This is a genomic window from Streptomyces sp. LS1784 (genome assembly GCF_020103755.1).
Taxonomy (GTDB): Bacteria; Actinomycetota; Actinomycetes; order Streptomycetales; family Streptomycetaceae; genus Kitasatospora.
In genome coordinates, this window is record NZ_JAHSQD010000308.1 from 1 (window position 1) to 9,811 (window position 9,811).

Annotated in this window: 10 protein-coding genes; 6 read left to right on the forward strand and 4 right to left on the reverse strand. The window is 74.2% G+C overall.

Going from position 1 to position 9,811, the window contains the following annotated elements:
• Positions 1 to 148: 148 nt before the first annotated feature.
• Entirely contained in the window at positions 149 to 1,021 is an 873-nt protein-coding gene (locus KS423_RS28390; RefSeq protein WP_224282624.1) for an alpha/beta fold hydrolase, read from the reverse strand.
• A gap of 52 nt (positions 1,022 to 1,073) precedes the next feature.
• On the opposite strand from KS423_RS28390, the gene KS423_RS28395 reads away from it, so the two are divergent.
• On the forward strand, positions 1,074 to 1,550 hold the full coding sequence (locus KS423_RS28395; RefSeq protein ID WP_224282625.1) for a MarR family winged helix-turn-helix transcriptional regulator: 477 nt from the start codon (positions 1,074 to 1,076) through the stop codon (positions 1,548 to 1,550).
• Positions 1,551 to 1,585: 35 nt separating this feature from the next.
• Here KS423_RS28395 and KS423_RS28400 read toward each other — a convergent pair whose 3' ends face one another.
• Together KS423_RS28400 and KS423_RS28405 are read right to left on the reverse strand one after the other, a co-directional pair.
• The gene (locus KS423_RS28400; RefSeq protein WP_224282626.1) at positions 1,586 to 2,431 is read right to left on the reverse strand and encodes a universal stress protein; all 846 of its coding nucleotides are present in this window, start codon (positions 2,429 to 2,431) and stop codon (positions 1,586 to 1,588) included.
• Between the two features lie 10 nt (positions 2,432 to 2,441).
• Positions 2,442 to 2,834 (reverse strand): DUF302 domain-containing protein, encoded by a 393-nt coding sequence (locus tag KS423_RS28405; protein WP_224282627.1) that lies wholly within the window; start codon positions 2,832 to 2,834, stop codon positions 2,442 to 2,444.
• Positions 2,835 to 3,140: 306 nt separating this feature from the next.
• Here KS423_RS28405 and KS423_RS28410 point away from each other — a divergent pair, with 306 nt between their 5' ends.
• The 5 genes from KS423_RS28410 (at position 3,141) to KS423_RS28430 (ending at position 7,989) form a co-directional block, all read left to right on the forward strand.
• Positions 3,141 to 4,091 (forward strand): ATP-binding cassette domain-containing protein, encoded by a 951-nt coding sequence (locus tag KS423_RS28410; RefSeq protein ID WP_224282628.1) that lies wholly within the window; start codon positions 3,141 to 3,143, stop codon positions 4,089 to 4,091.
• Positions 4,088 to 4,936, forward strand: a complete 849-nt coding sequence (locus KS423_RS28415; RefSeq protein WP_224282629.1) for an ABC transporter permease — start codon at positions 4,088 to 4,090, stop codon at positions 4,934 to 4,936. The genes KS423_RS28410 and KS423_RS28415 overlap by 4 nt, the downstream gene beginning before the upstream one ends.
• A gap of 188 nt (positions 4,937 to 5,124) precedes the next feature.
• Positions 5,125 to 6,486 carry a sensor histidine kinase gene (locus tag KS423_RS28420; protein WP_224282633.1) on the forward strand — a complete coding sequence of 454 codons (1,362 nt, stop codon included), beginning with the start codon at positions 5,125 to 5,127 and terminating at the stop codon, positions 6,484 to 6,486.
• The gene (locus tag KS423_RS28425; RefSeq protein ID WP_224282630.1) at positions 6,483 to 7,160 is read left to right on the forward strand and encodes a response regulator transcription factor; all 678 of its coding nucleotides are present in this window, start codon (positions 6,483 to 6,485) and stop codon (positions 7,158 to 7,160) included. The genes KS423_RS28420 and KS423_RS28425 overlap by 4 nt, the downstream gene beginning before the upstream one ends.
• A gap of 211 nt (positions 7,161 to 7,371) precedes the next feature.
• Complete coding sequence (locus tag KS423_RS28430; RefSeq protein ID WP_224282631.1) at positions 7,372 to 7,989, forward strand: TetR-like C-terminal domain-containing protein; 618 nt, start codon at positions 7,372 to 7,374, stop codon at positions 7,987 to 7,989.
• Between the two features lie 180 nt (positions 7,990 to 8,169).
• On the opposite strand, the gene KS423_RS28435 is transcribed toward KS423_RS28430, so the two are convergent.
• Positions 8,170 to 9,534 (reverse strand): FAD-dependent oxidoreductase, encoded by a 1,365-nt coding sequence (locus KS423_RS28435; protein WP_224282632.1) that lies wholly within the window; start codon positions 9,532 to 9,534, stop codon positions 8,170 to 8,172.
• Positions 9,535 to 9,811 lie beyond the last annotated feature (277 nt).

Sequence of the window (9,811 nt, forward strand, 5' to 3'; positions counted from 1 at the left end):
GGCCGGCGGCCCCGGGACTCCCGTCCCCTGGCCGTCGGCGCCCGGCCGGGCCGCCTTTCGTGAGCGGCCGGCCTGTCGTGCGGCGCGGACCTGTGGCCCGGCGTGACCGACGAGTCGGGTGCGGGCAGCGGTGTTCGCTGGTCGCGGGTCACCGCATCTGGGCCGCCGGTGCGGTGGCGAAGCCGCGCAGGACGGCCCAGACGGCGGCGGGCTGTTCCTCCTGGGCGAAGTGCCCGGCGTCGGCGATCACCGCGGTGGTGAGGTTGCGGACGCCCGCGGCGCGGAAACCCCGGGCGTAGGCCTCGACGTCGCCGCTCTCGTGGTCGCCCCGGACGTACAGCAGCGGTGTGTCGACGGGGTCGCCGGCGGCCTCGGCATTGTCCCGGGCGTCCTGGGGGAACGCGCGGTACAGGTCGAATCCCGCGGTGAGCGCGGCGGGGCTCTCGTAGGCGGCGGCGTGGGCCGCGCGGGACTCGGCGGTGATCCGGCGGGGGTCGGCGGACAGGACGTCGTAGAAGTAGTCGAAGTATGCCGCCTGCCGGCCCTGGACGAGGGCCTCGGGCAGCTCGGGGACTGCGTGCAGGCCGAAGTGCCAGATGTACGGGTTGCGCAGGACCTCGTTCCACGGGTCGACGCCGGGGATCACGGTGTTCAGCACGGCGACGCGGTCGACGCCGGTGAACCGGCGCAGGTAGGCGTAGGCCGCCATCCCGCCGGCGTCGTGGCCGACCAGGGTGGTGCCGGTGAGGCCGAGCTCCCGGACCAGCGCGTGGACCACCTCGGCCAGTCGGCGCTTCGACCCGCCCTCGACCGCACCGGCGGAACCGCCGGTCCCGGGCAGGTCGACGGCGATGGTCCGTGCCGCGTCGCCGGCGGCCGCCATCACGCCCAGCCAGGTCCGCCAGGACTCCGGCCAGCCGGGCAGGAACAGGTAGGGGTGGCCCCCGGTGGGGCCGGACTCCACCACGTGGAGCGAGAGGTCGCCGATCGCCACGGTCGAGTGGCGAAGCTCAATAGACATGATTCATGTCTATCAAACGACATGTGACATGTCTATTGACTAGGCTGGCCCCATGAGCGGCGACAACGACCGACCGGACGCACCGGACCGACCGGCCTTCGAACGCGGCACCGGCTTCCTGCTGGCGCGGCTGGGCTCCCTCACGGCGCGCTCCTGGACGGGCTTCCTCGGCGAGCACCGGCTGACCCAGAGCCAGTACGCCGTGCTCGTCGCCCTCGACCGGCACGGCCCGGTGGTCCAGCGGCGGCTGGCCGAACTCGTCGCTGTGGACGCCCGCAACCTCGTCCCGGTCCTCGACCAGTTGGCGGACCGGCAGCTGCTCGAACGCCGTCCGCACGACACCGACCGCCGCCGCCGCGTCGTCAACCTGACCGACCGGGGGAGCACCCTGGTCGGGACGGTCGCCGCCGCGGCCGCCGCCGAACAGGACCGGTTCCTCGACGCTCTGACCGCGGCCGAACGCGAGCACCTCAACGGCCTGCTCCGACGGCTCTACGCCGCGCACGTGCCCGTCGACGGCCCCGGGTAGCGGTCGGCGGCGGCCGCGCGGGGGCTCCGCCCCGGTCAGGCGTGCGGGACGAGGGCCACCGGGCAGCGCACGTGGTGGATCGCGGCGTGCGCGACCGGGCCGAGGTGGACACCGAGCAGGGTGCGGCGGATGCGGCGGCCGACCACGAGCAGCCGGGCCTCGGATGCCGCGTCCACCAGGGCGGCGGAGGGGCTGCCCTGGATCAGGTCGGCGGTCACCGACACCTCGGGGTGGCGCTCCCGCCAGGGGCCCAGCCGTTCGGCGAAGAGGGTCCGCTCGACCACGGAGAGCTCGCCCTTCAGCCCGCCGGTGGCCTGGAGCGCCATGTACTCGTTGGTGACCGGCGGCGACCAGACGTGCACCACCCGGAGCGGCGCCCGGCGCCGGGCGGCCGCGTCGAAGGCGAAGGCCAGCACGTCGTCCGTCGGATGGGCCAGATCGAGGCCCACCAGCACCGGGCCCTCGGACTCGACCGGCTCCGCCCGGACCAGCACCACCGGACAGCCGGCCCGGCGCAGCACCTCCTGGCTCACCGAGCCGACCAGGAAGCCGCGCACCGCGCCCAGGCCGCGCGAGCCCAGGACGAGCAGCGAGGCCGAGTTCGTGGCCGCGTGCAGCGCCTCGGCCGGATCGGTCGGGACGATCGCCGACGTGACCGGCCCGTCACCGGCCAGCGCGCGCAGCTCCTCCGCCCGGCGCGCCAGTCGGTCCATCGCGTTCCGGTAGGTCTCCTCGCTGCCGACCACGTCCCGGTGCGGCCACGGCCAGGCCTGCAGGAGGTCGAGCGGGCAGGCGCGGCGCTGCGCCTCGCGGGCGGCCCACTCGGTGGCGGCGAGGCTCTCGGGCGAGCCGTCGAATCCGACGACGACGGGTCCGGTCATGGTCTGCTCCTCATGCGCGCAGCGCGTCCAGAGCGGCGTTCAGCCGCTGCGCGGCCTCGTCCGCGACCTCGCCCAGCCCGCCGCCGGGCCCTGCCAGGGTGACCATCGTCTGCGGGTCGACGGCCTCCACCACCGTGGCGTCGCCGTCCGCCCGGACCACCACGTTGCAGGGCAGCAGCAGCCCGATGCGGCGGTCGGCCTGGAGCGCGCGGTGGGCGAGGGCGGGGCTGCAGGCGCCGAGGATCAGGTAGTCCTCGACCTCCACACCGATCTTCTCGCGCAGGGTCGCCCGGACGTCGATGGTGGTCAGGACGCCGAAGCCCTGTTCCTTGAGTGCGGCGGTGACCGCCTCCACCGCCTGCGTGAACGGCCGGTCGAGCCGTACGCCGAGACCGTAGTCCATGGTTCCTCCGTGAGAGTCCGGGCGGCCCCAGTATCGACGGGCGCCGTGCCCGCCGCCTCCCGGAGCGGACCCCGGCGCGGTGTCGGCCGGCGCGGCCTCGTGGCAGGGGGCGGGCCGGCCGTCCGTCGGACCGTGCGCCGCACGGACGGCGGATCGACCCGCCGTGGTGGGTGCCAGGGTGGTACCGGGGTACTACGGGCGCGCCGATGATCGGCCCCCGGTACCACGGATCGGAGCCGGTCCCGCACGTAGCGTGGAGGGCGAGGGTGGCCGGGACGGACCGGCCCCGGAGCACAGAGGTGAGCGATGATCGAGGCGCACCGGCTGACGAAGCGGTACGGGGAGAAGACCGCCGTGGACGGGCTGGACTTCACGGTCCGGCCGGGGACGGTGACGGGCTTCCTCGGGCCGAACGGCGCGGGCAAGTCCACCACGATGCGGATGATCGTCGGGCTGGACGCACCCACCAGCGGTTCGGTGCGGGTGAACGGCCGCCGGTACGCCGAGCACGCGGCGCCGCTCCAGGAGGTCGGCGCGCTGCTGGAGGCGAAGTCGATCCACCCGGGCCGCTCGGCCTTCAACCACCTGATGGCCCAGGCCCACACCCACGGCATCCCGCGCCGCCGGGTCGAGGAGGTCATCGAGCTGACCGGGCTGTCCTCGGTGGCCCGCAAGCGGGCCGGGGCGTTCTCGCTCGGCATGGGCCAGCGGCTCGGCATCGCCTCGGCCCTGCTGGGCGACCCGGCCACGGTGATGCTGGACGAGCCGGTGAACGGCCTCGACCCCGAGGGCGTCCGGTGGATCCGCAACCTGCTCACCTCGCTCGCCGCCGAGGGCCGCACCGTCTTCGTGTCCTCGCACCTGATGAGCGAGATGGCCCTGGTCGCCGACCACCTGATCATCGTCGGGCGGGGCCGGCTGCTGGCCGACACCACCGTGCAGGAGCTGGTCCACCAGGCCGGCGGCGACGTGGTCAAGGTGGTCAGCGCCGACCCGCCCCGGCTGCGCACCGCGCTGGCCGGCCCCGGTGTGGAGATCACCGGCCGGGCGGGCTCGGAGGAACTGCTGGTCACCGGGCGCACGGCCCGCGAGATCGGCCTGACCGCCGCCGAGCAGGGCATCGCCCTCTTCGAGCTCACCCCCCGGACGGTCTCCCTGGAGGAGGCGTTCATGGAGCTGACCCGCGACGCCGTCGAGTACCACGGCACCACCGCCACGGCGCCCGCCGGCACCGAGACCTCAAGGAGCGCGGCATGAGCGCCATCGCACCGAGCCCGACGTCCGCGTCCGCCGATCCGCGGCCCGCGCGTCCCGTGTACAAGGTGACCGCGGCCCGGGTGCTGCGCTCCGAGTGGGCGAAGTTCTGGTCGCTGCGCTCCAGCTGGATCACCCTCGGCCTGGCCCTGCTCTTCCTGGTCGCCTTCGGCCTGATCGCCGCCTACCAGTTCAAGTCGCGGATGACCTCGGGCCGCCCGATGGACCGGGACTTCGCGGGCGCGAGCACACTGAGCCTGTCCCTGTTCGGCACCAACTTCGCCCAGCTGGCGCTCGGCGTCCTCGGCGTGCTGGTCGCCGCCGGGGAGTACTCGACGGGCATGATCCGCTCCACCCTGGCCGCCGTGCCGCGCCGGCTTCCGGTGCTCTGGTCCAAGGCCGCCGTGTACTGGCTGATCGCGCTGGTCCTCGGCACCGTCGGAGTGTTCGCGGTGTTCGTGGCCGACAGCGGGGTCCTCTCCGGCACCCGCGTGGCGATGACCCTGTCCGACGCCGGAGTGGTGCGCGGCCTGCTGGGCGCCGGGCTCTACCTGGCCCTGGTCGGCGTGATCGGCGTGGCGCTCGGCGCGCTGCTGCGCTCGGTGGCCGGCGGCATCGCGGTCCTGGTGGCCACGCTGATGCTGATCCCCGGGCTGACCGCGCTGCTTCCCAGCTCCTGGCAGAACCACCTCAGCCCCTATCTGCCCAGCCACGCGGGGGAGGCGATGTTCGCCCTGCACCGCGACTCGGCCACGCTCTCGCCGACGGTCGGCCTGGCGGTCTTCCTCGGCTGGACGGTCCTCGCCCTCGGCGCGGCGGCCGTGCGGCTGGTGCGCACCGACGCCTGAGAGACTCGATGGGGAGGACATCCGTCGCGGCGCCGGGAACAACCGGCGCCGCAACGCGCGACCACGACACCCCGGCCGACAGGGAGGCGCCACCGGTGAGCGAGCACACCACCGCGACGAGCCCGTTCGCGACCACCGGCGCACCCCTCGCCCGTACACCCTCCGGCGGCACGTCGCCCGCCGAAACCCTGTCCGGCCACCCCCTGTTCGCCCGCCTGGGCCGGCTCGGCCAGCGGCTGCGCCAGGCGGACCGCGACCACCCCTGGGTGCTCGACGCCGCGGTGGTGGCCGCCGTCTTCCTGGTGTTCTGCCTGCCCGACCTCGTCCCCGGCCACGTCGAGGGCGGCCCCCGCGAGCACCGGTTCGTGCTCGCCCGCCTGCCGCTGCCGCAGACGGTGGCGCTGCAGGCCGGCCTGGTGCTGCCGCTGCTGTGGCGCCGCCGTCGGCCCACGGCGGCCTTCGCCGCGATCATGGCGGTGTTCGTCCTGCAGTGGTCGCTGGACGTCGGCCTGCGCGCCGATGCCGCGCTGCTGGTCGCCCTCTACAGCCTCGCGCTGCACGGCCGGCTGCGACACCTGGCGTGGTCCTGCGCGGCCATGGCGGTGGCCGTCGCGCTGGTCGCCGTGGCCGTCTCCGGTGGTGGGCTGCCGGTCGGGGACGCGCTGTTCTTCCTGTTCAGCGCCGCGACGGCGGCCGTGGCACTGGGCATCGCCGTGCGCGTCCGGCGCGCCCAGCTTGCCGGGCTGCGCGAACGCGCCGCCCGGCTGGAGATCGAGCGCGACCAGCGCAGCCGGCTCGCGGCCGTCACCGAACGCACCCGGGTGGCCCGGGAGATGCACGACATCATCGGCCACAACCTGTCCGTCATCGTCACCCTGGCCGACGGCGGCGCGTACGCGGCGCAGGCCGCCCCCGAGCGCGGCCGGGAGGCACTGCTGCTGATCGGCGACACCAGTCGGCAGGCGCTCGGCGAGCTGCGGCGGATGCTCGGCGTGCTGCGGGACCAGGGCGACCAGTCCGCCGAGTTCACCCCGCAGCCCGGTATCTCCGACCTCGACGGGCTGTGTGCCCGGATCCGCGCCGCCGGTCCGCAGGTCGTCTACACGGCCGCCGGCGCCCTGGACCAGCCGGACCGCGGCGTCCAGCTGATGGCCTACCGCATCGTCCAGGAGGCGCTCACCAACACCCTCAAGCACGCCGGCCCCGAGACCCGCGCCCACGTGACCCTGACCGTCGGCCCCGACCGGCTGCGGGTGCGCGTCGAGGACACCGGCCCGCCCGGCGGCTCCCGCTGGCACGGGCGCGCGCACGGGCACGGCCACGGCCACGGACTCGCCGGGATACGCGAACGCGCGGCCCTGTACGGGGGGACGGTCACGGCGGGCCCCGGCCCCGGTGCGGGATGGACCGTGGAGGCCGTGCTGCACCTCACCCCCGACCCGGACCTCACTCCCGGCCTCGACCTCACCCCCGGCCTCGACCTCACCCCCGGCCTCGACCTCACCCCCGGCCTCGACCTCACCCCCGACCCGACAGGCGGCCCGACGTGACCACCGTCCTCATCGTGGACGACCAGCCCTTGCAGCGCTACGGCTTCCGCATGCTGCTGGAGAGCCAGCCCGACACCGAGGTCGTCGGCGAAGCGGCCCACGGCGGCGAGGCCGTCCGGCTGGCCGCCGACCTGCGGCCCGACGTCGTCCTGATGGACATCCGGATGCCCGGCATGGACGGCATCGAGGCCACCCGCCGGATCGTCGCCACCGGCGGACGCTCCCGCATCCTGGTGCTGACCACCTTCGACCTCGACGAGTACGCGCACGCCGCGCTGCGCGCCGGCGCCAGCGGCTTCCTGCTCAAGGACGCCCGTCCGGAGGAGCTGCTGGCCGGCATCCGCGCGGTCTCCGTGGGCGATGCCGTGGTCGCCCCCGCCATCACCCGGCGGCTGCTCGACGCCTACGCCCACCGCCTTCCGGTGCGCCCGCCCGGCAGCGCGCCCGCCGCCGACCCGCGGCTGGACGCCCTGACCGACCGCGAGCGGGAGATCCTGGTCGCCATCGCCCACGGCTGGACCAACAGCGAGATCGCCCAGCGCCTGGTGCTGGCGGAGTCGACCGTCAAGACGCACGTCAGCCGGGTGCTGGGGAAGATCGGTGCCCGGGACCGCGTCCAGGCCGTGATCTTCGCCTACGACCGCGGCCTGACCCGCCCCAACCCGCCGGTCTGACGCCCCCGGCCGCCGGCCCGACGTTTCCGTGGCTCGGGATGGCACCGGGAACGGGTTCGTTCACTAACATCGGCGGTGGGACCCAGCTGATTTCCGTGACAGAGGAAACGCTTCACCATTCGCGCGGCCGGCCCGGGATTTCCCGGAGAGCCCCGGGCGAATGCGTGGAACGAGGGGATCGAGGAAAGGCGACTGAAGAAGGTGCGCAACCATGACCGCTGAGACGGATGCCGGGCACGGGCCGGTGGCGGGCGCCCCGCTGCGGCGGCGCGGCGAGGCGCTGGAGAGCGCCATCTACGAGGCGGTCCTCCAACAGCTCACCACCGACGGCTACGCCCGGCTGACCATGGAGGGGGTCGCCGCCGCCGCGCAGACCGGCAAGGCCGCGCTCTACCGCCGCTGGTCCTCCAAGGAGCAACTGGTCAAGGACGCGCTGCGGGCCAGCCTGCCGCCGTCCGGCCCGGCCCCCGACACCGGCAGCCTGCGCGGGGACCTGCTGGAGGTGGTCACCAGACTGCGCGCCGCGATGTTCAGCGAGCTGGGCGCCGCCGTACGGGCCATCATGAGCGAGCTCGACCACCAGCGGGCGCACGCCTTCGTGGAGATCGTGCTGGAACGGGTGGTCGAGCCGACGACGGCGCTGATCGCCGAGGTGCTGGACCGCGGCACCACGCGCGGCGAGGTCCGCCCCGGGGCGGTCACCCCGTTGGTCACCGACCTGGTGCCGGCGCTGATGCTGTACCGGATCAAGATGTGCGGCGGGGACGTGGTGCACCTCGATCCGGCGGAGATCGTGGACGAGGTCCTGCTGCCGATCGTCCGCCCCTGACGGGGCAACCCCCGCGGAGCGGCCGGGCGTCCGGCAGCGGCCCGCGGATTTCCCGGTGGTGACCGGCCGAAATCCCGCGGGTGCGTTCCGGAGGGAATTCCCGCGGGATTCGGCGGCGGCGCCCCGCGCTCGGGCCCCGCTGTGACTCGGGGCCCGCTGTGACTCGGGCCTCGCCGCGGCTCAGGCCCCGCTGTGGCGGAGCATGTCCTCGCGCTCGACGACCTTGACCCGCTCACGCTGCTCGGCCTCGCCGAGCGCGCGCTCGTGGGCGTCCAGCAGCTGCCAGCCCGCCCAGGTGGTGAAGCGGACGCCCTGCGCGCGCAGGTGCTCCTCGACGGCCGCCGGGTCCGGCTCGACGGCGCCGGGCAGGCGGTCGGCCGCGTGGTCGTCCAGCAGGCAGGCGACGGTCTCGTTGGCGTCGCCCTTGGTGTGGCCGATCAGGCCGACCGGGCCGCGCTTGATCCAGCCGGTGACGTACGTGGCGGTGCGGTGCGAGCCGTCGCCGTCCAGCACCCGCCCGGCCTGGTGCGGCACGGTGCCCGAGGTCGGGTCGAAGGGCAGCTTGGACAGCTCGTCGGAGTAGTAGCCGACCGCGCGGTAGACCGACTGCACGTCCCAGTCGGTGAAGCGGCCGGTGCCGCGCACGTTGCCGGTGCCGTCCAGCTCGGTGCGCTCGGTGCGCAGGCCGACCACCCGGCCGTCCTCGCCGAGCACCTCGACCGGGGACTCGAAGAAGTGCAGGTACACCCGGTGCGGGCGGTCGCCGACGTCGCGGATCGCCCAGTTCTCCAGCGTCGAGGCGACCAGGTCGACGTGCTTCACCGCGCGGCGCTCGGCGATCGAGCCCTCGTCGTACTCGATGTCCTCGGGGGCGACGATCACCTCGATGGTGGGGGAGTGGTCCAGCTCGCGCAGTTCCATCGGGCTGAACTTGGCCTGGGCGGGGCCGCGACGGCCGAAGACGTGCACCTCGACGGCCCGGTTGCGCTTGAGGCCCTCGTACACGTTCGGCGGGATCTCGGTGGGCAGCAGCTCGTCGGCGGTCTTTGCGAGGACCCGGGCGACGTCCAGGGCGACGTTGCCGACGCCGAGCACGGCGACCTTCTCGGCCTCCAGCGGCCAGGTCCGGGGCACGTCCGGGTGGCCGTCGTACCAGGAGACGAAGTCGGCCGCGCCGTAGGAACCGTCGAGGTGGATGCCGGGTATGTCCAGGGCGCGGTCGGCCATCGCGCCGGTGGAGAAGACCACGGCGTCGTAGAAGCGGTGCAGGTCGTCCAAGGCGAGGTCGGTCGGGTAGTCGACGTTGCCGAACAGTCGGACCTGGGGCTTGTCGAGCACCTGGTGCAGGGCCGTGACGATGCCCTTGATGCGCGGGTGGTCGGGCGCGACCCCGTAGCGGATCAGGCCGAACGGGGCGGGCATCCGTTCGAACAGGTCGATCGAGACACCGGGCGTCTGGGCGGCGTCGGACTTCAGCAGGGCATCGGCGGCGTAGATGCCGGCGGGGCCGGCTCCGACGATCGCAACTCGGATCGGGCGGGGCATGACGGTTGGAGTCCTCCGGTCGGGCGCGGCCAATGTGGTCTGAATCTTTGTACCAAACCCTACGAATGACCTGGGAGGTAGGCGGTGATGATCTATGAGGTCATAGAGGTGATCTATGGGTCCGGGGCCGCCAGAACAGGAGCACCACGGCGACGACCACGACAGCTGCCACGGGGTGTTCGCGATCGGGGCGGCGGCGCCGCTGGCCGCGGTCGCCTCCGTCCCGGCACTGCCCGACCGCACCCGGGCCGCCGGGCCGACGGTGGGCCTGCGGGAC